The sequence below is a fragment of the Paraburkholderia youngii genome, from assembly GCF_013366925.1.
Classification (GTDB): Bacteria; Pseudomonadota; Gammaproteobacteria; order Burkholderiales; family Burkholderiaceae; genus Paraburkholderia; species Paraburkholderia youngii.
The window spans coordinates 5,028,477-5,052,360 of record NZ_JAALDK010000001.1; the positions used below are offsets into that span (position 1 = coordinate 5,028,477).

Genomic DNA, 23,884 nt, shown 5'->3' on the forward strand with positions numbered 1-23,884 from the left:
CGCATTAACACGGAGAAAACGGCCTCAACCATGCAAACGCTTAATGCTCGGCGTACACTCGCCGGGAAGCGCTTGCCATAAGGCGCAAGGGCTGCGGTTCCGGCCGCGATCAAACGCGGATTTGTGAATACTCAGGAGGACAATCAATGAGCTGGACTCGGGAACAGAGAAACGTCACGATCGCCGCCTATCTAGGCTGGACGCTCGACGCATTCGATTTCTTTCTGATGGTGTTCGTATTGAAAGATATCGCACAGGAATTCAATACGGACATTCCGTCGGTCGCGGTTGCGATCATGCTGACCCTGATGATGCGCCCGCTCGGCGCATTGATTTTCGGCTGGCTCGCCGACAAATACGGCCGCCGTCCGACGCTGATGGTCAACATCGGGTGCTTCTCGTTGCTCGAACTGCTGTCCGGTCTGTCGCCCAACCTGATGACGCTGCTCGTGCTGCGCGCGCTGTTCGGTATCGCGATGGGCGGCGAATGGGGTGTCGGCGGCGCGCTGACCATGGAAACCGTGCCGCCGAAATCGCGCGGCATCGTCTCGGGTCTGCTGCAGGCCGGTTATCCGAGCGGCTATCTGCTCGCGTCGATCGTGTTCGGCGTGTTCTATCAATACATCGGCTGGCGCGGCATGTTCTTCGTCGGCGTGCTGCCGGCGCTGCTCGTGCTGTACATTCGCGCGCACGTGCCGGAGTCGCCCGCGTTCCAGACGCTCGAAAAGAAGGTACGTCCGGGCCTCGTCGCGACGCTCAAGCAGAACATCGGCCTGTCGATCTACGCGATCATCCTGATGACCGCGTTCAACTTCTTCTCGCACGGCTCGCAGGATCTGTATCCGACTTTCCTGCGCGTCCAGCTCAAGTTCGATCCGCACACCGTGTCGTGGATCACGATCGTCCTGAACATCGGCGCGATCTGCGGGGGACTGTTCTTCGGCTGGGCATCGGAGAAGATCGGCCGCAAGCGCGCGATCTTCATCGCCGCGCTGATCGCGCTGCCGGTGCTGCCGGTATGGGCGTTCTCGACCACGCCGTTTCTGCTCGCGCTCGGCGCATTCCTGATGCAGATCTCGGTGCAAGGCGCGTGGGGCGTGATTCCGGTGCACCTGAACGAAATCTCGCCCGATGAAATCCGCGCGACCTTCCCCGGTCTCGTGTACCAGCTGGGCAATCTGATCGCGTCGGTCAACGGTCCGATGCAATCGAAGATCGCCGAGATGCACGACAACAACTACGCGCTCGTGATGGCCGTCGTAATCGGCATCGTCGCGATCGTGATCTGCGCGCTGATTCCGTTCAGCCGCGAACGCCGCGGCATCGACATGACGCAGTCCGCGCGCGAGATCGTCGGCGCGGGATCGACGGGCGGCGCGGTCGGAGGACAGCGCATATAACCGCTTCGGGCGTTCGAATGAACGCCTGGCGCCCATCAAATCGCAACGCAATACGAGGCCGTGCCGATTCGCCCGGAACGGCCTTTCCATTTCCGACGCGGTATCACGAGCCGCGCTTCGCAAGCACCGCTTTCGTCAGATCTTCTAGAGGAGTTAGTCGAGCCCGCTGCTTGCTCGCACCGTCCCTCCCTTTTTATCCTGCAAAAAACGATTGTTTCAAATATCAATTTGAATCGCGTGTTTGCGAGCCGGCGGCGCCGGCAACTGGGAGACGCAACATGGCAGTTCGCACCACGGGCCGGCATGCCGGCGATACGAAGTCACGCATTCTCGACGCCGCGGAGACGCTGTTCATCGAATGCGGTTATGAGGCGCTATCGCTGCGCCAGATCACTTCGCGCGCCGAAGTCAATCTCGCGGCGGTCAACTATCACTTCGGCCACAAGGAATCGCTGATTCATTCGATGCTGTCGCGCCGGCTCGATCCGCTGAACGAGGAGCGCGTAAAGCTCATCGACCGCTTCGACGCGATGCTCGGCGCGCGCCTGAGCTGCGAGCACGTGCTCGGCGCGATGTTCATTCCGGCTCTGCGTCTGTCGCGCGATCCGCGTGTCGGCGGCAAAGCGTTCCTGCGCCTGCTCGGGCGTGCGTACACCGATCCGTCGTCGTTCATCCGCGCCTTTCTGAACGCGCATTACGAGTCGGTGGCGATGCGCTTCTTCGACACGTTCCAGCGCGCGCTGCCGCATCTGCCGCGCGAGGAGCTCGGCTGGCGGCTGCACTTCGCGATCGGCGCGCTGTCGGGCGTGCTCGCCGGCACCGATACCGACAGCCTGATTGGCGAGTTCTCGCAAGGCAAGCCGATGAACGATCTGCAGATGATCGCACGCCTCGCGTCGCTGATCGTCGCCACGCTGAAGGCGCCGCTGCCGGACGGCACGCAACTGGCCGCATTCGCGGCGGTGCTCGGCGATGCGACCGACGACCACGGCGCGCTCGGCACGTTAGCTAGCGCGCACCGAGACACCGGCGGCGAGGCGGCTGCGTGCGCCGCGGCATGTGACGCGTAGCGCGGCTCACAGGTGGCCCGGCGATTGCATCACCACAGAAAAGGCAGCGAGGAAATCAGCAGAGCGCGAGCGGTCCGCGGCCGTGGGACGCACTCGCCCGCAGCATCGACAGAGGAGGAAGCATCATGCCGTGGTTCATCCTGGCGCTCGTCGTCGCCGCATTCGCTCTCGTCTACGTTCACGCGCGCGCCTCGTGGTGGCTCGCGGCGCTGATCGTCTGGGTCGCGGCCGCGTACCTGAGCGGCGCGGCCGGCCCGCTGCTGACGACCCTGCTCGCGATCGTGTTCGTGCTCCCCGCCCTCGTGCTGACGATCAAGCCGCTGCGCCGCGCATGGCTCGCGAAACCGGTGCTCGACACGTTCCGCAAGATCCTGCCTGAGATGTCGCCGACCGAGCGCGACGCGATCGAAGCCGGCACGGTGTGGTGGGACGCCGAGCTGTTCTCGGGCCGCCCGCACTGGGACACGCTGCTCGGCTACGGCCCTGCCACGCTCAGCGCCGAAGAACAGGCGTTTCTCGACGTCGAATGCGAGCAGCTGTGCGACCTCGCGAACGACTGGGAAACCACGATGGTCTGGCAGGACCTGTCGCCGCAAACGTGGCAGTTCATCAAGCAGCACGGCTTTCTCGGCATGATCATTCCGAAGCAGTACGGCGGCAAACAGTTCTCCGCGTACGCGCATTCGCAGGTGATCATGAAGCTCGCGACGCGCTGCACGGCCGCCGCCGTCTCGGTGATGGTGCCGAACTCGCTCGGCCCCGCCGAGCTGCTGATGCGCTACGGCACCGACGCGCAGAAGAACCACTATCTGCCGCGTCTCGCGCGCGGCGAGGAAATCCCCTGCTTCGCGCTGACGAGCCCGTATGCCGGTTCCGACGCCGCTGCGATTCCCGATGTCGGCATCGTCTGCAACGGCATGCACGAGGGTCGCGAGACGCTCGGCTTTCGCGTCACGTGGGACAAGCGCTACATCACGCTCGGGCCGATCGCGACCGTGCTCGGCCTCGCGTTCCGCGCGCTCGATCCCGACCATCTGCTCGGCGCGAACGACGAACCCGGCATCACCTGCGCGCTGATTCCGACCAACCACCCTGGCGTGAATATCGGCCGCCGTCACTGGCCGTTGAACGCGGTGTTCCAGAACGGCCCGAACTCGGGCAAGGACGTGTTCATTCCGCTCGACTGGGTGATCGGCGGACGCGCGCAGGTCGGCAACGGCTGGCGCATGCTGATGGAGTGTCTGGCGGCAGGCCGCGCGATCTCGCTGCCGTCGTCGAATGTCGGGATGGCGAAGGTCGCGGTCCGCAGCACCGGCGCGTACGCGGCGATTCGCCGCCAGTTCCGCGCCGCCGTCGGCAAGTTCGAGGGCGTGCAGGAAGCGCTCGGCCGCATGGGCGGCAACCTGTACGTGATGGACGCCGCACGCCGCCTGTCCGCGCTGGCGGTCGATCTCGGCGAAAAGCCGTCGGTCATTTCGGCGATCGCCAAATATCACATCACCGAGCGCGCGCGCAGCGTCATCAACGACGGCATGGACGTCGTCGCCGGCAAGGGTATTTGCATGGGGCCGTCGAATTTTCTGGCGCGCGCGTATCAGCAGATGCCGATCTCGGTCACCGTCGAAGGCGCGAACATTCTGACGCGCTGCCTGATCATCTTCGGCCAGGGCGCGATCCGCTGCCACCCGTACGTGCTGAAGGAAATGACGGCGACGCGCGAGCCCGATCGCGCGAAGGCCTTGCGCGAATTCGACGCGGCCTTCTTCGGTCACGTGAACTTCACGGTATCGACCGTGCTACGCAGCGCCGTGTATGGGCTGACCGGCGGCGCGCTGATCGCGAAGCCACGCCGCGCGTATGCGCCGCTGCAGGCGTACTACCGCGCGGCGACGCGCCTGTCGACCGTATTCGCGCTGCTCGCCGACGTGTCGATGCTGATGCTGGGCGGCGATCTGAAGCGCCGTGAACGCATCTCGGGACGCCTCGGCGACGTGCTGTCGCAACTGTTCCTGATCTCGGCCACGCTGAAGCGTTTCGAGGACGACGGGCGTCAGCGGGACGACCTGCCGCTCGTGCGCTGGGGCGTCGAAGATGCGCTGTACAAGGCGCAGCATGCGCTCGACGGCGTGCTCGCGAACTATCCGAACCGGCTCGCCGCGACGCTCGTGCGCGTGCTTGCGTTCCCGTTCGGCCTGCCGCATCGCGAGCCGTCGGACCGCCTCGGCAGCGAGATCGCCGAACTGATGCAGACGCCCGGCGCCGCGCGCGAGCGGCTCGTCGCCGATTCTTACGTGCCGCATCCCGACGTCGACGCGCTCGGCTACGGCGAGCTCGTGTTCGCGCTGAATCCGCAGTTCACGCTAATCGAGCACAAGCTGCGCGACGCGGTCAAACAGGGCCTGCTCGATCCGCTGCCGCAAAGCCTGCCGCAGCTCGCCGCATGGACCGATGCGGCGCAACGCCAGGGCCTGATCGACGCCGACGAGCGGCGCGTGCTCGACGACTACGCGCGCTACGGCGCGCAGGTCGTCAAGGTCGACGATTTCCCGGCCGATTTCGACCTGCTCGCGAGCTTGCAACAGCGCAAGCAGGCGCTCGAAAAGGCGCTGGATCTCGCGGCCTGACGCGCGCGCTCACGCAGAAAAAACTACCGATGCGGCGCGGCAAACCGTACCCGAGTCACGCAACTCAAGGCACACTGACACACGTCCGGCGCCCCTGAAACATCGATGGGGCTGCCCGAAGCGCGTCCAGTGGAGCAACCGATAACATGAACGACTCCTACCTGAAGTTCGTCAACTCGCCGTTCGGCGGCCGTCTCGCGCGCTCGCTCGGCCTGCCGAAGCCCGAGGTGCTGCGGCGCTACCGCGCGGACCGGCCCGAGTTCGACGGTCTGATCGCGATCGGCGCGGGCCGCGAGCCGCGCCTGTTCGACGCGCTCGCGAGTCTGATCGCCAGCATCGGCATGACGAGCGTCGCGCACGAAAGCGCCGGGCTGTGGGTGCCGCTCGCCACTCGCCACGGCCTGATGACCGGCCGCTTCGAGCCGGCCGAAGCCGGTGCGCCGGGCAAGCTCGCCGCGCTGCTGTTCGACGCGAGCGGTATCGACGACAGCAGCCAGTTCCAACCGCTGCACGGCTTTTTCCACGACACGCTGCGCTCGCTCGGCAAGTGCGGGCGCATCGTCGTGCTGGGGCGGCCGCCCGAGGCCTGCACGAGCCCGCGTCAGTGGACCGCCCAGCGCGCGCTCGAAGGGCTCGTGCGTTCGCTCGGCAAGGAAGCGCGTCGCGGCATCACCGCGAATCTCGTGTACGTCGAGGACGGCTCGGAAAGCGCCATCGACGCGACGCTGCGTTTCTTCCTGTCGCCGCGCTCGGCCTATGTGTCGGGTCAGGTGGTGCGGATCGCGGGCAGCCGCAACGAAGCGCCGCCGCCCCACGCACCCGCGTTCGACTGGCGCCAGCCGCTCGCCGGGAAGCGTGCGCTCGTCACGGGCGCCGCGCGCGGCATCGGCGCTGCTATCGCGAGCGTGCTAGCGGCCGAGGGCGCGCATGTGATCGGCGTCGACATTCCGTCCGCGCGCGACGCGCTCGATGCGACGACGCGTCAGCTGAACGGCAGCGCGCTCTCGTTCGACATCGCCGCGCCCGAAGCACCCGCGCAGATCGCAGCGGCGCTCGATGAGCTCGGCGTCGACATCGTCGTGCACAACGCCGGCATCACGAAGGACAAGACCATCGCGAGGATGACCGACGCCGCGTGGCAAAGCGTGATCGACATCAATCTGAGCGCGCAGGAGCGCATCGACGACGCGCTGCTCGCGGGCGGCATCCTGCGTGATGGCGGGCGCATCGTCGCGGTGTCGTCGATCAGCGGCATCGCGGGCAATGCCGGCCAGACCAACTATGCGACCTCGAAGGCCGGCGTGATCGGCCGCGTAGAGAGCATGGCGCCGCAACTGCGCGCGCGCGGCATCACGATCAACGCGGTCGCGCCCGGCTTCATCGAAACGCAGATGACCGCGAAGATTCCGCTCGCGCTCCGCGAGGCCGGCCGCCGCATGAACTCGATGAGCCAGGGCGGCCAGCCCGTCGACGTCGCGCAAACCATCGCGTGGCTCGCGCATCCGGGCTCGGCCGGCGTGACGGGCCAGGTCGTGCGCGTGTGCGGTCAAAGCCTGATTGGCGCCTGAACGGGAGCATGGCTATGGACGAACCGCGTGATCCGTTCGGCAGCCGTCAGCTCGCACCCGCGCCGGGCGGCGACGGCGCGCGGCCGAAAACCGTCGTGATCGAAACGTTGCCCGCGCCGGCGAAGCTGTACGGGCGCGCGCTGACGGGCATCGTCAAGCGCGGCCGCGAAGCGCGGCTGCCGCCGTTGCGGCTCGTGCGCCCCGCGGTCGCGCTCGAGCCCGGCCCCGTGTGGCGCTATGCGCGCGTGTGCGGCTTCATTCCCGAGCACGGCGTGCCGCTCACCTACCCGCATCTGCTCGCGTTTCCGCTGCATCTGCTGATGCTGACCGACCCCGCGTTTCCGTGGCCCGCGCTCGGTCTCGTGCATCTGGCCAATCACGTGCGGCTGCGCCGGCCGCTCGCCTACAAGGATCTATTGCGCATCGAGGTCGAATTCGGCGCGCTGTTGCGTCACGACAAGGGCCAGGCGTTCGTCGTGCATACGCGCATCTATCGACGCGGCGAGGCGGTGTGGGACGGCGACAGCATCTATCTGAAGCGCGCGGTGCCGGCGCTCGGCCACCCGCTCGAAGCGCTGACGCTCGGCCCCGACGCGCTGCAACGGATCGCGCGCTGGCAGCTCGCGCCGCAACTGGGCCGCGACTACGCGAGCGTGTCCGGCGACTACAACCCGATCCACCTCAGCGCGTTGTCGGCGAAGGCGTTCGGCTTTCCGCGCGCGATCGCGCATGGCATGTGGACGCTTGCGCGCGCCGCGTCGTCGCTGCAGCCGCCGAAGCCGCTCGCCGAAGCGACGCTCGCCGCCGAGTTCAAGCTGCCGATGCTGCTGCCCGGCGAAGCGTCGCTGTGGAGCGCCTCGCCTTCGCTGATCGAGCGCGATCTCGAGGTGCGCGATATCGCCGGGGTCAAGCCGCATTTGCGCGCGCGCATGCAGTGGCGGCTGCTGTGAGCCGCGAGCGCGCCGTTCGTAGCGTTTGCATCGTTTGCTTCCACCAATAATCTGGGTACGACCCAAGGAGCCGAGCATGTCCCACCCGCAACCCGCCGTGCGCCGCGTCGCCGTCATCGGGGGCAACCGGATTCCGTTTGCGCGCTCGAACACCGCGTACGCGAGCGCATCGAATCAGGACATGCTGACCTTCACGCTGCAAGGGCTGGTCGATCGCTACGACCTGCACGGCGTGCGTCTCGGCGAAGTCGCGGCGGGCGCGGTGATCAAGCATTCGCGCGACTTCAACCTGACGCGCGAGTCCGTGCTGTCCACCACGCTCGCGAAGGAAACCCCCGCCTACGACGTGCAGCAGGCCTGCGGCACCGGCCTCGAAGCGGCGCTCCTCGTCGCCAATAAGATCGCGCTCGGGCAGATCGACGCGGGCATCGCGGGCGGCGTCGATACCGCGTCCGATGCGCCGATCGGCGTCAACGAGCGGATGCGCAAGATCCTGCTAGAAGCGAATCGCGGCAAGAGCACCGGGCAACGTGTTGCCGCGCTCAGCAGGCTGCGGCCCGGCATGTTCTTCAAGCCGCTGTTGCCGCGCAACGTCGAGCCGCGCACCGGGCTGTCGATGGGCGAGCATTGCGAGCTGATGGCCAAGCGCTGGAACGTCTCGCGCGAGGCGCAGGACGTGCTCGCGTACGAGAGCCATCGCAAGCTCGCCGAGGCGTATGCGCGCGGCTTCGTCAACGATCTGATGACGCCGTACAAAGGCCTCGCGCGCGACAACAACCTGCGCGCCGACCTGTCGCTCGAAAAGCTGTCGAACCTGAAGCCGGTGTTCGACCGCGACGCCGGCACGCTGACCGCCGGCAACTCGACGCCGCTGACCGACGGCGCATCCGCGGTACTGCTCGCGAGCGAAGCATGGGCGGCCGAGCGCGGCTTGCCGGTGCTCGCGTATCTGAGCTGGTCGGAAACCGCGGCGGTCGACTTTTTCGACAAGCAGGAAGGCCTGTTGATGGCGCCCGCCTACGCGGTGCCGCGCATGCTCGCGCGCGCCGGCCTCGCGTTGCAGGACTTCGATTTCTATGAAATCCATGAAGCGTTCGCGGCCCAGGTGTTGTGCACGCTCGCGGCATGGCAGGATGACGAATATTGCCGCACGCAGCTTGGCCTCGCCGGCCCGCTCGGGTCGATCGATCGCACCAAGCTCAACGTGAACGGCGGTTCGCTCGCGACCGGCCATCCGTTTGCGGCGACGGGCGGACGTATCGTCGCCGCGCTCGCGAAGATGCTGGCGCAACTCGACAAACCGGCTGGCGGCGCACGCGGGCTGATCTCGATCTGCGCGGCGGGCGGCCAGGGGGTCGTCGCGATTCTGGAACGCTAGCGCGGCAGCGGATACCAACATCTCAGGAGCAACCGATGATCGAGCCCACCCAGGCGCCGCAGCACGTGCCGGATCCAGGCGGCACACAGGTGCCAAGCCCGGTGCCAAATCCGGCGCCAAACCCCGCGCCGAACACCGACGGCATCTGGTATGCGTCCTACCCGGACGACGTGCCGCGCGACATCGACGTCACGCAATACGAATCGCTCGATCAGTTCTTCGACGAATGCACCGCGCAGTTCCGCGAGCGCGTCGCGTACGTCAGCGTCGGCGCGAGCCTGACGTACGGCGAGCTGGCCCGCAAGGCGAGCGCGTTCGCGGCCTACCTGCAAAGCATCGGCGTGGAGCCTGGCGAGCGCGTCGCGATCATGCTGCCTAACACGTTCCAGTATCCGGTCGCACTGTTCGGCGCGATCAAGGCGGGGGCCGTAGTCGTCAACGTGAATCCGCTCTACACGGTGCGCGAACTCGCGCACCAGCTAAAGGACAGCGGCGCGCAGACGATCGTCGTGTTCGAAAACTTCGCGAAGACGCTCGAAGACGCCTTGCCCGGCACCAGGGTGCGCAACGTGATCGTGACCGGCCTCGGCGATCTGCTCGCCGACGGCGTGAATCTGAAGGGCCACCTGCTCAATTTCATGCTGCGTCACGTGAAAAAGATGGTGCCCGCCTACACGCTGCCGCAGGCTGTGCCGCTGCTGAAAGCGCTTTCGGTCGGTTACGAGCGGCCGCACACGCCGGTGCGCGCGAGCCACGAAGACATCGCGTTCCTGCAATACACGGGCGGCACGACCGGCGTCGCGAAAGGCGCGATGCTCACGCACCGGAACATCATCGCCAATCTGCTGCAGGCGAAGGCGTGGGCCGCGGGGCAACTGTCCGGCGAAGGAGAAACGGTGCTCACGCCGCTGCCGCTCTATCACATCTACTCGCTGACCGTGAACGCGCTGATCTTCATGGGGCTCGGCGGGCGCAACATCCTGATCGCGAATCCGCGCGACATGAAGCGCGTGATGATGATCCTGCGTCACGAAAAATTCACCGGCATGACCGCGGTCAACACGCTCTATAACGCGTTCCTCGACAACGAGGAATTCTGCCGACGCGACTTCTCGGACCTGAAGCTCGCGATGGCGGGCGGCATGGCGACGCAGAAGAGCGTCGCGGAGCGCTTCAAGGCGGTGACGGGCAAGCCGATCGTCGAAGGCTACGGGCTGACCGAGTGCTCGCCGATCGTGTCGATGAATCCGGTCGATCTGCGCGACTTCGAAGGCTCGATCGGCTTGCCCGCGCCGTCCACGCAGGTGCGCTTCAGGAAAGACGACGGCAGCTGGGCCAATATCGGCGAGGCGGGCGAGCTGTGCGTGAAGGGCCCGCAGGTGATGAAGGGCTACTGGAACCGCCCCGACGAAACCGCGAAGGTGATCGACGACGACGGCTGGCTCGCAACCGGCGACATCGGCGTAATGGACTCGCGCGGCTTTATCCGTCTGATCGATCGCAAGAAGGACATGATCCTCGTGTCGGGCTTCAACGTGTATCCGAACGAAATCGAGGATGTGATCGCCGCGCATCCGGACGTGCGCGAAGTGGCGGCGATCGGCGTGCCCGATCCCGCGCAGGGCGAGCGCGTGAAGGTGTTCATCGTGCGGCGCACGCCGACACTGACCGCCGAGCAGGTGATCGCGTACTGCCGCAAGAATCTGACTGGCTACAAGGTGCCGAAGCTCGTGGAGTTTCGCGACGAGCTGCCGCAAACCAATGTCGGGAAAATTCTGCGCCGTGCGTTGCGCGACGAGGAACTCGCGAAACAGGGGTCTGCCTGACGGGAATAAGCATTGCTTCAATGCGTTATAGCTTTGTTGCTTTGCGTTATTGCCTTGCATGTTGCATGAGCGGCCGCGTCACTTTCTGGAGAAATGCATGAAGCACCGCATGTCCGCCCGTTCGCATCGTCTGCGACCCCGCTTGCGACCCCGCTTGGGACCCCGCATGCTGCCGGGTGCGCTGCTCGTCATGCTCGCCCTGCTTTCGGGACCGATGGCGTTCGCGCAGAACGACGACCGTCCGCCCCCGCTCGACACCGCGAGCGCGGTCAAGCCGCCCACCACGCCGCCCGCGCAGGTCGGCAAGCTGACGCTCGACCAGCAGGTCAAATGGCTGCGTGCCGCGCAGCAAAGCGGCACTCTCGAAAAACTCGACGACGCGCAACTGGTCGCGCTGTTCAAATCGCTCGATCCGCTGACGCTGCCGCGCTATATCAAGGAAGGGCCGAACGGCTACCCGTCGTACGAGTTCACGATGTCGCGCTCCGAACGCATTCGCGGCATCTGGCCCGACAAGCCCGATCACATGCTCGTGCGCGTCGCGCACGACCCGCTGCGCATCTACGCGAAGTGGTTGCCCGACGGCGCGCACGCGGGCCAGGAAATCATCTACGACGAGTCGAAACGCAGCGACGAAACGTTTGGCCACCTCGGCGGCATCATGAACGTGATGCCGTTGTGGACGTCGCTGACCGGCGCGCTCGCACGCTCGCAATCGAATCACAGCCTGCGCGATCTCGGCACCGAGTACGTGGCCGACCAATACCTGAATGAAGGGAAAAAATACAGTCAGACCGGCTTGCCGCGTTCGGTGCAGATCGAAGTGAAGACCATCGACGATGTGCGCGTCGTCGCGTTCACATTCGAAACACCGGTCGGCCAGCCGCAGTTCTACGCGAAAAAGGAAACGCTCGGGCTCGATTTGCGGCATCCGTTCTTTCGCACCATCGAGTCTTACGACAACGACGGCAAGATTTTCGAGCAGATCGTGTTCGAGAGCATCACGCCGAAGACGTTCGACGATTCGACCTTCGATCCGAGCAACAAGGACTATAAGTTCTAGCCGGGTTCTAGCCGCGCCCGCTGCGCGGCGTCAGCGCGAAGGCCACGTGGGCGGGTTGCGCAAGCAGCCCCTCGCGCGCTTCGTGACGATGCTCGACGAAGCGTCCGGTGCGCAGCGCGAGGTGTTGCAGCACGAAGTAGTCGGACGCGCGAGTGAAGCCGATCAGCGCGGGCATCGCGTGCGGAGGCCGGCCGTCGTCTAGCAGGGGTGCGAGTGTGGTGAACCACAGCGCGCCGGCATCGTCGCCGGTTTCGAAGGTCGGCAACCGCAGGTGCGCGGCATAGCGCGCGAACGACGCGCCGCATTCGAGCGTCGAGTCGACGATCGCGAACGCGCGCGCATCGTCGGCGCACGCGGCGGCTCGCGCGAGCCACGGCCATGCGCCGCCCGCTGCCGTCGCGAGCCATGCACCGGTGAGCATGAAAGTGCGTCGATCCATTGGCGTGTACGTTCCATTTACTCGTTGTTCACGCGCTTGTTCACGTATAGCCTCGCCGGTCGCGCCACGCCGCCGGCCAGATGCCCTGCTTGCCCGGCGCGAGAATGCCGTTCGGGTCGAGCGCGTCCTTCAGCGTTTCCGCGAAGCGCAGCGACGCACCGTCGTTGAAGCTGTATTGCGCGGCCGCGAAATCCATATACGCGAGATGCGCGCGGTATTCGCCGTAGCCGGCCGCGCGCGCGTCGCTCATCAGCGAGCGCAGCAGTTCGCCGGCCTGCTCCACCTGGTTCGCGTCGTTGCGGTCGAAAATCGCCGCGAAAATGTGATGCAGATGCCGCGTACCTGCCGTGAAGCCGCCGTAGTAGTCGAAGCCGTATTCGGCGGCGCGTGCTTTCACCATCGTGTACTGACGCATCGCGTCGCGTCCGGTCGCCGGACAGATCGGCGCGAAGTCGACGTGCGCACCCGCGCCGCCACGCCAGTCGAGCATGCGAAACGCGGTCATCGCGGGGATGCCGGCCATGTTGCGGTCGCCGCCGCCGCTCGGCTGCGCGTCGCCCGCATAACGCGCCGCCGCGAGCCGCGCATCCGGCACCCGCGCGAACGCGCGTTCGATCAGCGCGTAGCGCGCGTCGATCAGCTCGGGCGTGCCGTATAGCGCGAAATGAAGGTTCCAGCGGCCGACGCCGAGTTTGTCGAGCATCGCCTGCACCGCGCTCTCGGGCATCGCGCCCGCGCCGACGTACCACTGCCGGCGTGGCGACAGGCCCGCCGCGCGCCGCAAGCCGCCCTCGATCACCGCGTGATTGCGGATCGTGCCGTCGAGCCGCAACGGCCGCAGAGTCTCGACGATCGCCTCCAGATCGGCCTCGCGGCGAAACTGGATTTCGCCGAGCAGATACGCGGGCGGTGCGGGCATCAGCCACACGCCGAGCTTGGTCACGATGCCGTAGTTCGACTGCATGAACAGCGCATCGAACGACGGCCCGTAGCCCGGCTGATACAGCTGCCACGCAGTGCCGATCTCGACGCCGCCCATGCCGGTGCGCAGCAGGTCGCCGTTGGCGAGCATCACCTCCATCCCGCATTGCGCGGCCGCGTGGTCGCCGTAGTCGGTATAGCCGAAGCCGCGCTCGAGCGTATTGCCGACCACGCTGCCCCAGCCGGCGGCCGGTGGATCGACCCACAGCTTGTAGCCCTTGTCGCGCAGATGCGCGTATAGATCAAAATAGCTGACGCCGGGCTCGACGAGCGCATAGGCGAGCGTTTCGTTGACTTCGAGAATGCGGTTCATGCGCTGCAAGTCGAGCACCACCGAGCCGGTCAGACGCGGCGCGGCGCCGCCGTACGCGAAGTTGCGCCCGGTCGACACCGTCCACAGTGGAATCCGGTACTGATTGGCGATGCGCAGCACCGCGCGGATTTCATCGACCGACGCGGGCAGCACCGCGGCGCTCGCGGCGAACGCACCCGGCTCGCCGGGCGCGAACGGATCGATATAGACGGCGAGGCCGGCGTCGGAACTCAGCACGTGCGCGTCCCCGACGATCGCGCGCCAGCCGGCAAGCGCACGGTCGAACTGCGCGGCGCTCAGGTTGGGCGGCAGCGTCTGGGGCAAGGCGTCTCCTTGTCGGTCGGGTAAGCCGAGGGTGCGGTCTCGCGTGGGGCAGCAATGCGTGCGTGACCGCCGACGGCCTTTACGACACGCTACCGCCCGCTACTGCTGCCACGTCTCAGGCTTGCCACCTAGCTCGCTGCACACGTCGATCGCGATCTCGCGTAGCTTGCCTTCCGCGATCGCGCCGGACAGCGCGTAGCCCATGCGGTCGCTGATCCAGTAGAAGGTTCGGCGGTTGCCGTCGCGAAACAGGCGGAACTCGGTTTCGTCGCGCGTGACGCCGGTCACGTACAGCGTCAGGCGCGCGCCGTCCTGGTTCTCGTACATGAACTGCGCGGCCGGCCCGGCCTCGCCGGGCAGCAGCCGGCCGCCCACCAGCGAATAACCATACTCCTGCAGCGACGGCACCGACAGCGGACGATTCAGCCGCTTCGACAGCCACGCGATCAGATGCTCCTCTTCGCTCGCCGCGACTTCGACCGGATGACGCCGCTCCGGCGAGTACACCGCGTACGCGACATCCGCGCGCTGCGCAAAACCGGCCGGCTGGCCGCCGAAGCCGCTCCACGCGCCGCCGCTCAGCCGCGGCGCGAGCGGGCCGAGCACCAGCGCGAGCCCGGCGCCGGCCGCGAGCCAGCAGGCGGCGAGACCCGCGCGCTGCCACCACGGCCGCGCACGCCGCACCACGATAAAAGCCGGCTCCTCCGCCTCCGCGCGCTGGCTGCCTGTGTAGCGTCGCTCGCCCGATTCAGCGGCTTGCTGCTCAAAGTCGGCCCCGTGCCCCGCTTGCGCTTGCCATGCATCGCTGCCCGGCACGCCGCACAGCGCCCGCAGCGCCGCCTTCTGCGCGCGCCACGCCGCGACGCGCGCGGCGGCCTGCGGATGCTGGCGAAGCTGAGTTTCGACCGCGGCGCGCTGTTCATCCGTCAATTCGCCGTCGACATAGGCCGACAGCGAGCGCAGATCGGGCTCGTCGGGCAATCCGGATTCGGGGTTATCGTTGTTCATTATCGGTTTCTCACCACTTTCAGCGGCGCTACTTTGTGCGCCGTCCGCGGCGCACGGGGCTGCGGTCCGTGCATTGGCCCCGGTGGCTCCTCGCACAGCAACGCGCGCATATGCTCACGCGCCCGCGACAGCCGCGACATCACTGTACCGATCGGCACCCCCAATGCACTCGATGCCTCCTGGTACGACAACTCCTCCACGCACACCAGCAGCAGCACTTCACGCTGCTCGAGTGGCAGGCAGTACAGCGCGCGCTGCACGTCTCGCAGTACCAGACCGTCGACCTCGCCGTGCGGCGCCTCGAGATTGCGCCACGGCGCGCTTTCCTCGTCGACGGCGATCTCGCGCCGCCCGCGCAGTTGGTCTATGTACAGATGCCGCAGGATCGTCAGCAACCACGCGCGCAGGTTGCTGTTCGGCCGGAATGCCGACCAGCGCGCAAGCGCGCGCTCCGCCGTATCCTGAACGAGATCGTCGGCCCAGGCGCGGTCGCCCGTCAGTGCGCGCGCATAGCGGCGCAGCTGGGGCAGCCACGCGATCACTTCCGATTCGAATGTCACCCGGTGTGCCAGGCCCGGTCGCGGCTTTAGTAGCCGCCGCTGCTGTTGCTGTTGCCGCTCGAGCTCGACGCGGCGTTGTCGGTGTCGGCCGCGTGAGCAAGGGAGCCGCACGCGAGCGCGAGCAGGACGAAGAGCGCTGACAGAATACGGGATGCTTTCATCATGTTGAATCTCCTCACGGATGCCCAGCGCACGATCGACCGACGGGCGCGGCGGGCGGTGGGCGGCAGGCCGCGCAGTGCGGTGCTGCCATACTGGTTTAACGCTGCGACCGCGCGGTTTATTCCCACCGCGGTCTTGGGGCCGTGTCGCTGCGCTGCGGTTGCGCTGCTTTCTCCGGAATTTTTGGCTTTTTTCGGGCGCTTCGACGCCGCCGCGGGTGCTCGCGCAGCACACCACTATGTTCTTCCTTTTCCGCCAACCTTGCCGGCAATGCCTGGAGAGACCGGAAGAAGACGCCATTGACCAGCAGATTCGTAACTCAACGTTACAGTCTCGCGGTATCGGATGCTTATGGGCTCACAAGCCGTTATAGTGGACGAAGTTCGCCCTGTCGACGCGTACTGCCCCGCCCGGAACAGAAAGGGTAGAATCGCGGCGAACCACCGTCTATCTAACCTGAATTGTCCATGGCTTCCGCAGAATCGCATCCGCAAAACGACTTCATGAACGCCGCGCGCAAGGAACGAAAGCGCGTCGAGATCTATCTGGTCAACGGCATCCGCCTGACCGGATGCATCGAGTCGTTCGATCAGTACCTGGTGATGCTGCGCACGCCGGTTGGCCTGCAAGGCATCTACAAGCGCGCGATCTCCACGATCCAGCTCGATACCGGCACGCGGCCGGCGCCGCGCACGGGCCGAACGTCGCATGGCGAACATGGCGCGCGCGGTCCGCATGGTTCGCGCGAACATCGCGAGCCGCGCGAGGGGCGTGAACCGTATGGCGCGCCGGCGGCGGAACGCGCGCCGGGCGAGCGCAGCGGCAACTCCGAGGGCCCGGTCGTTGTCACGCGGCGGCGGCGTCTATTCGGCACCGGCGGCGAAGGCGGCAATCATGGCGGCAACCACGGCAGCGGCAGCCCCGGCGGCAATCAGGAATAAATACGAAGAAGCGGTAACGCCCGCGCCTCGCTAGTCCGCTGACAGACCGAGGCGCTGCAGAATTTTCTCCAGTTGGATCAGCTGCCGCTCGGTCAGCTCGAAACTTCCCTTGACCGCCAGCACGCGGCGCCGCCAGTAGCCGGCGTCGAACAGGTGCAGCGCCGGTTGCCGCGTCGCCCAATCCAGGTGTTCCAGTTCGGCGTCCACGACGTGGGCTGCGAGCACTCGTCGCGTAGCCGCCGGTTTTTTCCCGTTCATGTGGTTCGCTGTCTGATGGATCGATGGAGGTGTCGCTTGCGGCTAACGCGCGGCTCAAGCGCGGCTCAAGCGCGGCTGAAGCGCGGCTCAAGCGCGGCTCAAGCGCGGCCGGGACACTCGGAGAACGAATCGATGCGGGCCGGTTTCGAACGACGCGCCTGCGCGATTCGGCCGACGTTCGTCGATAGCCGCAATGCGCTATGCTGAATCATTGATCCTCTACCGATGGAGCGCGCCATGACCAGCAAAAGCCAGCATGCCTCCCGGCCTGCGCGCACGCGCCGGACACCGCCGACGTCCGCCGACACGCGGCTCGATGAAGCGCTGATGGAAAGCTTTCCCGCCAGCGATCCGATCGCCGTCGATGTGACGGAGCCGTTTCGCGAGCGGATGCGCAAGACTCAGGCGGAGACGCGCAAGCGGCATTGAAGTCGCGCCGTCTTGGGTCGCACGACGGCGCGGCAGCGAGTCATCGTGGCTTGCGAACAATGTCGAGTGGAAATGCCGAAAAGCCCGGCGGCCAGGGTGCGAGGCGCGGGTCGGCAGGTGCGGAAAGCACCCATCAGACTTAACGACGGTAACGTCTGGGGACGGGCCGGACGGCGCATCGAATTGCGCGTCGTCCCGCCCCTCCACCGAAGCTCACATCGTCGTGCTCAATGCAGCGGCAAGCCGCTCTCGAGCTGACGCTGCAGGTTGCGGACCTGACGCTGCGCGACGCGCAACTGATCCTGCGCGGCCGCCTTCTGCTGCGCCAGTTCGGTCGCCTCGGCGCGCTTCTGCTCCTGCTGGCTCGCGACGATGCTCTGCTGCTGACGCGCGACGTCGAGGTCGGCCTGTAGCCGGCTCGCGCGTTCCTGCGACAACGCGACCAGGCGCTGCGTGAACGCCTTCTGCGCTTCGAGTTGCGTACGGCGGATCTCAACGTCCGACAACTGCATCGTCTGCCGCGCGAAATCCTTGTAGATCAGCTCGGCGCGCCCGGCGTCCTGCGTCTTGATCACGCGCCAGAAGTTTTTCTGTTGGAACAGCGCGACGTAGTAGGTCATCTCCTTGCCGTAGAACAGCAGGCTCGCGCCATAGCTGCCGTTATACGTGGTGCGCAATTCGCTCAGATCCGAGCCGTGGATCATCTGCTGCAATTCAGCCACGTTCCCGGTGGCGGATTGCCGGCTTTCATCCGGCGTCAGCGCAGTGGTCTCTGTCTGGCCGCCCTGCGACGTGTCGGTCGGCGCGCTCGTGGGACCCGGCTGGGACACGATCGTACCGCTCGCATCACTGTTCTGCAGAGCCTGTGCATTCGCGCCCTGGAGGGCCCCCATTACGATGCATGCGGCCAGAGCAATCTTTCGTAGCTTTGACTTTCGGTCCATGTGACACCTGTTGAACAGATCTTGTTTTAGTAGAAAACGGGGAATTATTACTCAATTTTGCGAGTTCCGGGCTCTTCGTCGAAAATATGGCAGTTGCGCGTTTGCTCCCTTGGCGGCGCGGTACTACAGCCTCGATCTTTTCGTCGCGAAAGCGGTCGTTGATGCGCATCAACGGGAGGCTTTTGCGATAGCTGAATGACACACCTCCGAAGTACCGCGTGCCGATTAGAAGCTCCTCTATCAAACGGCGCATGCACTTTCGCGTATTCTGCGCTGGCGATGCAAACGGCCCATAATGCCGCGCGACCACGATCGCGCCGTCTCATATCAAGGAGGAAGGTAATGACTCGATTCACTCAACGTGTGCGCGCGCATGCGCTGCGCACCGCCCGTCACGCCGCGCTCGCCGGCGCCCTGCTCGCCAGCGCCGTGACCGCGATGGCACAGACTGAGACACCGATCGGCACGTGGCAAACCATCGACGATCATACGGGCCAGCCGAAAGCGCTCGTGCAGATCACACAAGACGCCAATGGCGAATTGAACGGCAAGGTCATCAAGGGTCTCGGCGCGAACGACCAGCCGGATCGCCGCTGTAGTGCATGCACCGACGCGCGCAAGGACCAACCGATCCTCGGCATGACCATCATCAACAGCATGAAGAAGGATGGCGACGCGTGGGATCATGGCCAGATTCTCGATCCTGAAAACGGCAAGGTCTACAAGTGCAAGATGCATCTCGAAGACGGCGGCAACAAGCTCGTGGTGCGAGGCTATATTGGCGTCGCGCTGCTCGGCCGCTCGCAGACGTGGATCCGGCAGCAGTGAGCTTCGACGTGGGGCCCATGTACGGCGCCTCGCACATTGCCTGAATGAGCGCCTCATGCCGCAACGATGGCGCGCTCAGCCCCAGCAGGCACAGCATAAAAAAGCGGCCGGCGATCAACAATCGCGCGGCCGTTCTTCATTGGGGCAAGTTGTTTGCGAGGGTCATGCTGCCTGCTTGAACGATGCAGCGTAACCTGACGGCGTCGCCGGCACCGACTTGGCGGATACCTGGTCATACACGGCGGGCGGAACACGGAACGCCGCGGCTGCGCGGCGGGCCGCGGCGCGCTTGTGCTGCGCGCTCGCGTGCGTGCGCATACGCGCTTCCATCAATCTGCAGAGATCTTCGCTCGCGGTACCGAGCAGTTGTTCCGTGACGTGTTTGAGCACGCCCGATTGGTACCAGGACTTGAAGCGGCGATGACAGGTCTGATACGACGGGTAGCGGCGCGGCATGGTGGACCAGGTGGCGCCGCTATACATGACCCAAAGCACGCCGTTGAGCACTGAGCGGGTATTGGCAAGCGGACGGCCACGCATTTCGGTACGCGGCCGGAGTTCGGGCAGCAGTGGCGCAACGCGCTGCCATTCTTCATCGGTGATTTCGCGGTACGAGTTCATGCTTCCTCCTTTGTCAGAACAACGACAAAAGATAGCCAGTCACCCGCGCGCGGAATATAAGACCACTCCGATTCCTAAAAACTGTCGTACGCCGATGCTCAGGTTAGAGACGTGTCGACGATCCGGCGAGGTGTATCGAGATACTCCTTCGACTGCATCTCGACGATTCGCGACACCGTCCGCGTGAATTCGTTGGCCATCGGGCCATCGACGTACAACTCCTCCGGCGGCACCGCGGCCGACATCAGCAGCTTGACCTTGTGGTCGTAGAACACGTCGATGAGCCACGTAAAGCGGCGCGCTTCCGACGCCATGCGCACCGACATCTGCGGCACGTCCGACAGGATCACCGCGTGAAACCGGGTCGCGAGTTCGAGGTAGTCGTTCTGCGAGCGCGGCCCGCCGCACAGCGTCGCGAAGTCGAACCAGACGACGCCATCCGCGCGGCGCAGCGCCTTCAGCTCGCGCTTCTCGATATGCAGCAGCGGACTTTCGTCGGGCACCGCGGCGAGGCGCGCGAAAGCGTCGCGCAGCGCCTTGCCGGCAGCGGCGTCCAGTGGCGTGTGATAGACCTCGACCTGGGCCAGCGTGCGCTGGCGATAGTCGATCCCCGCATCGACGTTGACCACGTCGAGCTTCTGCTTGATCAGCTCGATCGCGGGCAGCATGCGGTCGCGATGCAGGCCGTCCGGGTACAGCGTGTCGGGCGCGTAGTTGGACGTCATCACGAACTGCACGCCGTTCTCGAACAGCTTGTCGAGCAGGCGATACAGGATCATCGCGTCGGCGATGTCCGACACGTGGAATTCGTCGAAGCAGATCAGCCGATAGCGCTTCGCGATGCGGCGCGCGAGTTCGTCGAGCGGATCGGCGCGGCCCTTGAGTTCTTCGAGCTCGCGATGCACTTCACGCATAAACTCATGGAAGTGCAGACGGGTTTTGCGATGCAACGGCACGATCATGTAGAAGCTGTCCATCAGGAAGCTCTTGCCGCGGCCCACGCCGCCCCACATGTACACGCCGCGCGGCAGATCCGGATGAATGATCAGCTTCCTGAACGCGTTCGAGCGGCGCGCCTTGTATTCGGTCCACTCTTCATAGCACCGCTGCAGGCGGTCGACCGCCGCGCGCTGCGCCGGATCGGATTGATAACCGCGCGTCTGCAGTTCTTTTTCGTAGTATTCGGTGACGTTCATCGTGTTGCTGCAAAAAGAAAGGCGGGAGGGAGTGAACCCCGCCCGCCTTTGGTGATGCCAAGGTTGCGTTTCGGCCAGGCGTGCGCGCTTACATGTTCAGCGCGCGCTTGTCGACGGCGAGTGCCGCTTCACGCATGACTTCCGACAGCGACGGGTGCGGATGGCAAATCCGGCCGATGTCTTCCGACGCCGCCTTGAACTCCATCGCCACCACGGCTTCCGCGATCAGGTCCGATGCGTTTGCCGAAATGATGTGCACGCCGAGCAGTTCGTCGGTCTTCGCGTCGGCGATCATCTTGACGAAACCGTCCGCCTTGTTGATGCCGAGCGCGCGGCCGTTCGCCATGAACGGGAACTGGCCCGTCTTGATCTCGCGGCCCTCGGCCTTCAGCTGCTGCTCGGTCTTGCCGACCCACGCGATTTCCGGCTCGGTGTAGATCACCCACGGAACGCAGTTGTAATCGATGTGCGGCTTCTGGCCGTCGATCACTTCCGCGACCATCACGCCTTCGTCTTCAGCCTTGTGCGCGAGCATCGGGCCACGCACCACGTCGCCGATCGCGTACACGTTCGGTACGGCCGTCGCGCAGTGGTCGTCGACGTCGATGAAGCCGCGCTCGTTGGCCTTCAGGCCGATCGATTCGAGGCCGAGGTTGTCGGTGTTCGGCACGCGGCCGACCGACACGATCAGGCGGTCGGCTTCGAGCGTCTGCGCGTTGCCGTCCTTGTCCGTGTAGGCGATCGTCACGCCGTTCGCGCCCGTCTTCACTTCGCCGACCTTCACGCCGACGTGGATGTCGAGACCCTGCTTCTTGAACTGCTTGGCCGCTTCCTTCGACAGCGCCTGGTCAGCCGAACCGAGGAACTCCGGCAGCGCTTCGAGCACCGTCACGTCAGCGCCGAGACGGCGCCACACCGAGCCGAGCTCCAGACCGATCACGCCTGCGCCGATCACGGCGAGCTTCTTCGGTGCCGTGTCGAACGACAGGGCGCCTTCGTTGTCGGCGATCAGCTTGTTGTCGACCGGGATGCCCGGCAGATGACGCGCCTTCGAACCCGTCGCGATGATCACGTTCTTCGCGGTGACGACTTCGGTTTCACCCTCGCCGCTCACTTCGATCTGCACGCCGGCGTCGGTCTTGCCGGTGAACTTGCCGTGGCCCTTGAGCCACGTGATCTTGTTCTTGCGGAACAGGAATTCGATGCCCTTGGTCATCTTCTCGACGATGCCGTCCTTGCGGGCCATCATCTTCGAGATATCGACCGAGACGTTATCCACCGAGATGCCGTGGTCGGCGAGGTGATGCGACGCGTTTTCAAACTCTTCCGACGACGCGAGCAGCGCCTTCGACGGAATGCAGCCGACGTTCAGGCAGGTGCCGCCAAGCTTCAGCGCGCCGGCCGGGTTCTTCCACTTTTCGATACATGCGACGGTCTTGCCGAGCTGCGCTGCGCGGATGGCGGCGATGTAACCGCCAGGGCCTGCGCCGATCACGACGACGTCAAATTCTTTGGACATGACAATCCCTTTGATAGCGGAACGGCGCCGGACCACCCAAGGTGGCGCGCGCCGTTCCTGTACTGCGGAATGCGAGATACGTACTGACTAGATGGCGCCGGTTTGCGGATTCACAAGCCGGCGCGGTCCGAGCGGGCGCTTACAGGTCGAGCAGCAGACGTGCCGGATCTTCCAGCGCGTCCTTCATCGCGACCAGCGACAGCACGGCTTCGCGGCCGTCGATGATCCGGTGGTCGTACGACAGCGCGAGGTAGTTCATCGGGCGGATCACGATCTGGCCGTTTTCGACCACAGCGCGTTCCTTGGTGGCGTGCACGCCGAGAATCGCGGACTGCGGCGGGTTGATGATCGGGGTCGACAGCATCGAGCCGAACACGCCGCCGTTCGAGATCGAGAACGTACCGCCGGTCATTTCTTCGATCGACAGCTTGCCGTCCTTCGCCTTCTGGCCGAATTCGGCGATCTTCTTCTCGATGTCGGCGAGGCTCAGCTGATCTGCATTGCGCAGGATCGGCACCACCAGACCGCGCGGCGAACCGACCGCGATACCGATGTCGAAGTAGCCGTGATAGACGATGTCGTTACCGTCGATCGACGCGTTCACGAGCGGGAACTTCTTCAGCGCATGAACAGCCGCCTTCACGAAGAACGACATGAAGCCGAGCTTCACGCCGTGTTCCTTCTCGAACTTGTCCTTGTACTTGTTGCGCAGATCCATGACCGGCGCCATGTTCACTTCGTTGAACGTCGTGAGGATGGCGTTGGTTTGCTGCGACTCGAGCAGACGCTCGGCGATACGCGCACGCAGACGCGACATCGGCACGCGCTGTTCCGGACGGTCCTTCAACCACTGGTCGGCCGATGCTGGAGCCTTGACGTCCGGCAGCGACGGCTTCGCAGCCTTCGGTGCGGCAGCCGGAGCCGGTGCAGCCTTGGCAGCCGGAGCGCCTGCGGTCAGCACGTCGCCCTTGGTGATGCGGCCGTCGCGGCCGGTGCCGGCGACGTCGCCAGCGGCCAGACCCTTTTCGGCCATCAGCTTGCCGGCAGCCGGCGAAGCTGCGGTGTTCGAGCCCGTTGCGGCGGCAGCCGCAGTTGTCGACTGAGCCGCCGGCGCGGGAGCCGCTGCGGCGACCGGAGCCGGCTTCACTTCGGCTTCGACAGCGGCGGCGCCTGCGGTGCCTTCGGTGTCGATCTTCGCGATCACCTGGTCCGCCGTGACCGTGTCGCCGTCGTTCGAGATGACTTGCGCGAGCACGCCTGCTGCCGGAGCCGGCACTTCGAGCACGACCTTGTCGGTCTCGATTTCGATGAGGATTTCGTCCTGAGCGACAGCCTCGCCGGGCTTCTTCTTCCACTGCAGCATGGTCGCTTCCGAGACCGACTCGGAGAGCTGGGGAACCTTGACTTCAACAATAGCCATTATGAGTATCCTGAATACGTATCGGGTGACGGCGCTTCATCGCGACCGCCTGCGAACCACGA

22 protein-coding genes are annotated in these 23,884 nt (G+C 65.5%); 11 read left to right on the top strand and 11 right to left on the bottom strand.

Annotation, left to right across the window (positions count from 1 at the left end; translation table 11 throughout):
- Nucleotides 1-146 precede the first annotated feature (146 nt).
- From G5S42_RS23060 to G5S42_RS23095, 8 genes are all read left to right on the top strand, one after another.
- Nucleotides 147-1,400 (top strand): MFS transporter, encoded by a 1,254-nt coding sequence (locus G5S42_RS23060; protein ID WP_176108887.1) that lies wholly within the window; start codon nt 147-149, stop codon nt 1,398-1,400.
- 278 nt (nt 1,401-1,678) lie between these two features.
- Entirely contained in the window at nt 1,679-2,470 is a 792-nt protein-coding gene (locus tag G5S42_RS23065; RefSeq protein WP_176108888.1) for a TetR/AcrR family transcriptional regulator, read from the top strand.
- Nucleotides 2,471-2,595: 125 nt separating this feature from the next.
- Entirely contained in the window at nt 2,596-5,094 is a 2,499-nt protein-coding gene (locus G5S42_RS23070; protein ID WP_176108889.1) for an acyl-CoA dehydrogenase, read from the top strand.
- A 146-nt stretch (nt 5,095-5,240) separates the two neighbouring features.
- A complete protein-coding gene (locus G5S42_RS23075) occupies nt 5,241-6,662 on the top strand; it encodes a 3-oxoacyl-ACP reductase (RefSeq protein ID WP_176108890.1) in 1,422 nt (473 codons plus the stop codon).
- A gap of 14 nt (nt 6,663-6,676) precedes the next feature.
- The gene (locus G5S42_RS23080) at nt 6,677-7,612 is read left to right on the top strand and encodes a MaoC family dehydratase (RefSeq protein WP_176108891.1); all 936 of its coding nucleotides are present in this window, start codon (nt 6,677-6,679) and stop codon (nt 7,610-7,612) included.
- Nucleotides 7,613-7,688: 76 nt separating this feature from the next.
- Nucleotides 7,689-8,990 (top strand): acetyl-CoA C-acetyltransferase, encoded by a 1,302-nt coding sequence (locus G5S42_RS23085; RefSeq protein WP_176108892.1) that lies wholly within the window; start codon nt 7,689-7,691, stop codon nt 8,988-8,990.
- Nucleotides 8,991-9,025: 35 nt separating this feature from the next.
- The gene (locus G5S42_RS23090) at nt 9,026-10,816 is read left to right on the top strand and encodes an AMP-binding protein (RefSeq protein ID WP_176108893.1); all 1,791 of its coding nucleotides are present in this window, start codon (nt 9,026-9,028) and stop codon (nt 10,814-10,816) included.
- A 97-nt stretch (nt 10,817-10,913) separates the two neighbouring features.
- Nucleotides 10,914-11,879 (top strand): DUF1571 domain-containing protein, encoded by a 966-nt coding sequence (locus G5S42_RS23095; RefSeq protein ID WP_176108894.1) that lies wholly within the window; start codon nt 10,914-10,916, stop codon nt 11,877-11,879.
- Nucleotides 11,880-11,886: 7 nt separating this feature from the next.
- Here the strand turns inward: G5S42_RS23095 and G5S42_RS23100 are convergent, their stop codons facing one another.
- The 5 genes from G5S42_RS23100 to G5S42_RS23120 form a co-directional block, all read right to left on the bottom strand.
- Nucleotides 11,887-12,318: a hypothetical protein gene (locus G5S42_RS23100; RefSeq protein ID WP_176108895.1), complete on the bottom strand. Its 432-nt coding sequence runs from the start codon at nt 12,316-12,318 to the stop codon at nt 11,887-11,889.
- A gap of 40 nt (nt 12,319-12,358) precedes the next feature.
- Nucleotides 12,359-13,936 carry an FAD-binding oxidoreductase gene (locus G5S42_RS23105; protein ID WP_176108896.1) on the bottom strand — a complete coding sequence of 526 codons (1,578 nt, stop codon included), beginning with the start codon at nt 13,934-13,936 and terminating at the stop codon, nt 12,359-12,361.
- A gap of 99 nt (nt 13,937-14,035) precedes the next feature.
- Nucleotides 14,036-14,944, bottom strand: a complete 909-nt coding sequence (locus tag G5S42_RS23110) for an anti-sigma factor family protein (protein ID WP_176108897.1) — start codon at nt 14,942-14,944, stop codon at nt 14,036-14,038.
- Entirely contained in the window at nt 14,944-15,504 is a 561-nt protein-coding gene (locus tag G5S42_RS23115; RefSeq protein ID WP_176108898.1) for a sigma-70 family RNA polymerase sigma factor, read from the bottom strand. Before G5S42_RS23115 ends, G5S42_RS23110 begins: the two co-directional genes overlap by 1 nt.
- 26 nt (nt 15,505-15,530) lie before the next feature.
- On the bottom strand, nt 15,531-15,668 hold the full coding sequence (locus tag G5S42_RS23120) for a hypothetical protein (protein ID WP_176108899.1): 138 nt from the start codon (nt 15,666-15,668) through the stop codon (nt 15,531-15,533).
- 465 nt (nt 15,669-16,133) lie between these two features.
- Here G5S42_RS23120 and hfq point away from each other — a divergent pair, with 465 nt between their 5' ends.
- Nucleotides 16,134-16,607 (top strand): RNA chaperone Hfq, encoded by a 474-nt coding sequence (hfq, locus tag G5S42_RS23125; RefSeq protein ID WP_176108900.1) that lies wholly within the window; start codon nt 16,134-16,136, stop codon nt 16,605-16,607.
- Nucleotides 16,608-16,637: 30 nt separating this feature from the next.
- On the opposite strand, the gene G5S42_RS23130 is transcribed toward hfq, so the two are convergent.
- Nucleotides 16,638-16,865, bottom strand: coding sequence for a hypothetical protein (locus G5S42_RS23130; RefSeq protein ID WP_176108901.1), 228 nt, complete (start codon nt 16,863-16,865; stop codon nt 16,638-16,640).
- A gap of 237 nt (nt 16,866-17,102) precedes the next feature.
- On the opposite strand from G5S42_RS23130, the gene G5S42_RS23135 reads away from it, so the two are divergent.
- Nucleotides 17,103-17,294, top strand: a complete 192-nt coding sequence (locus G5S42_RS23135; RefSeq protein ID WP_176108902.1) for a hypothetical protein — start codon at nt 17,103-17,105, stop codon at nt 17,292-17,294.
- A 227-nt stretch (nt 17,295-17,521) separates the two neighbouring features.
- Here the strand turns inward: G5S42_RS23135 and G5S42_RS23140 are convergent, their stop codons facing one another.
- The gene (locus tag G5S42_RS23140; RefSeq protein ID WP_176108903.1) at nt 17,522-18,238 is read right to left on the bottom strand and encodes a DUF2968 domain-containing protein; all 717 of its coding nucleotides are present in this window, start codon (nt 18,236-18,238) and stop codon (nt 17,522-17,524) included.
- A 342-nt stretch (nt 18,239-18,580) separates the two neighbouring features.
- Between G5S42_RS23140 and G5S42_RS23145 the strand changes: the two genes are divergently transcribed.
- Entirely contained in the window at nt 18,581-19,066 is a 486-nt protein-coding gene (locus G5S42_RS23145; RefSeq protein ID WP_176108904.1) for a DUF2147 domain-containing protein, read from the top strand.
- 162 nt (nt 19,067-19,228) lie between these two features.
- Here the strand turns inward: G5S42_RS23145 and G5S42_RS23150 are convergent, their stop codons facing one another.
- From G5S42_RS23150 to odhB, 4 genes are all read right to left on the bottom strand, one after another.
- Nucleotides 19,229-19,687: a transposase gene (locus G5S42_RS23150; RefSeq protein WP_176108905.1), complete on the bottom strand. Its 459-nt coding sequence runs from the start codon at nt 19,685-19,687 to the stop codon at nt 19,229-19,231.
- Between the two features lie 98 nt (nt 19,688-19,785).
- A complete protein-coding gene (zapE, locus tag G5S42_RS23155) occupies nt 19,786-20,883 on the bottom strand; it encodes a cell division protein ZapE (RefSeq protein ID WP_176108906.1) in 1,098 nt (365 codons plus the stop codon).
- An 88-nt stretch (nt 20,884-20,971) separates the two neighbouring features.
- Entirely contained in the window at nt 20,972-22,402 is a 1,431-nt protein-coding gene (gene lpdA, locus G5S42_RS23160; protein ID WP_176108907.1) for a dihydrolipoyl dehydrogenase, read from the bottom strand.
- Nucleotides 22,403-22,541: 139 nt separating this feature from the next.
- Entirely contained in the window at nt 22,542-23,822 is a 1,281-nt protein-coding gene (odhB, locus tag G5S42_RS23165) for a 2-oxoglutarate dehydrogenase complex dihydrolipoyllysine-residue succinyltransferase (protein ID WP_176108908.1), read from the bottom strand.
- Nucleotides 23,823-23,884: the final 62 nt, after the last annotated feature.

Excerpts from the sequence above, each read along its gene's own strand:
- G5S42_RS23060 (WP_176108887.1), top strand. The coding sequence starts at position 147 with ATGAGCTGGACTCGGGAACAGAGAAACGTCACGATCGCCGCCTATCTA.
- G5S42_RS23065 (WP_176108888.1), top strand. The coding sequence starts at position 1,679 with ATGGCAGTTCGCACCACGGGCCGGCATGCCGGCGATACGAAGTCACGC.
- G5S42_RS23070 (WP_176108889.1), top strand. The coding sequence starts at position 2,596 with ATGCCGTGGTTCATCCTGGCGCTCGTCGTCGCCGCATTCGCTCTCGTC.
- G5S42_RS23075 (WP_176108890.1), top strand. The coding sequence starts at position 5,241 with ATGAACGACTCCTACCTGAAGTTCGTCAACTCGCCGTTCGGCGGCCGT.
- G5S42_RS23080 (WP_176108891.1), top strand. The coding sequence starts at position 6,677 with ATGGACGAACCGCGTGATCCGTTCGGCAGCCGTCAGCTCGCACCCGCG.
- G5S42_RS23085 (WP_176108892.1), top strand. The coding sequence starts at position 7,689 with ATGTCCCACCCGCAACCCGCCGTGCGCCGCGTCGCCGTCATCGGGGGC.
- G5S42_RS23090 (WP_176108893.1), top strand. The coding sequence starts at position 9,026 with ATGATCGAGCCCACCCAGGCGCCGCAGCACGTGCCGGATCCAGGCGGC.
- G5S42_RS23095 (WP_176108894.1), top strand. The coding sequence starts at position 10,914 with ATGAAGCACCGCATGTCCGCCCGTTCGCATCGTCTGCGACCCCGCTTG.
- G5S42_RS23100 (WP_176108895.1), bottom strand. The coding sequence starts at position 12,318 with ATGGATCGACGCACTTTCATGCTCACCGGTGCATGGCTCGCGACGGCA.
- G5S42_RS23110 (WP_176108897.1), bottom strand. The coding sequence starts at position 14,944 with ATGAACAACGATAACCCCGAATCCGGATTGCCCGACGAGCCCGATCTG.
- G5S42_RS23120 (WP_176108899.1), bottom strand. The coding sequence starts at position 15,668 with ATGATGAAAGCATCCCGTATTCTGTCAGCGCTCTTCGTCCTGCTCGCG.
- hfq (WP_176108900.1), top strand. The coding sequence starts at position 16,134 with ATGGCTTCCGCAGAATCGCATCCGCAAAACGACTTCATGAACGCCGCG.
- G5S42_RS23130 (WP_176108901.1), bottom strand. The coding sequence starts at position 16,865 with ATGAACGGGAAAAAACCGGCGGCTACGCGACGAGTGCTCGCAGCCCAC.
- G5S42_RS23135 (WP_176108902.1), top strand. The coding sequence starts at position 17,103 with ATGACCAGCAAAAGCCAGCATGCCTCCCGGCCTGCGCGCACGCGCCGG.
- G5S42_RS23140 (WP_176108903.1), bottom strand. The coding sequence starts at position 18,238 with ATGGACCGAAAGTCAAAGCTACGAAAGATTGCTCTGGCCGCATGCATC.
- G5S42_RS23145 (WP_176108904.1), top strand. The coding sequence starts at position 18,581 with ATGACTCGATTCACTCAACGTGTGCGCGCGCATGCGCTGCGCACCGCC.
- G5S42_RS23150 (WP_176108905.1), bottom strand. The coding sequence starts at position 19,687 with ATGAACTCGTACCGCGAAATCACCGATGAAGAATGGCAGCGCGTTGCG.
- zapE (WP_176108906.1), bottom strand. The coding sequence starts at position 20,883 with ATGAACGTCACCGAATACTACGAAAAAGAACTGCAGACGCGCGGTTAT.
- lpdA (WP_176108907.1), bottom strand. The coding sequence starts at position 22,402 with ATGTCCAAAGAATTTGACGTCGTCGTGATCGGCGCAGGCCCTGGCGGT.
- odhB (WP_176108908.1), bottom strand. The coding sequence starts at position 23,822 with ATGGCTATTGTTGAAGTCAAGGTTCCCCAGCTCTCCGAGTCGGTCTCG.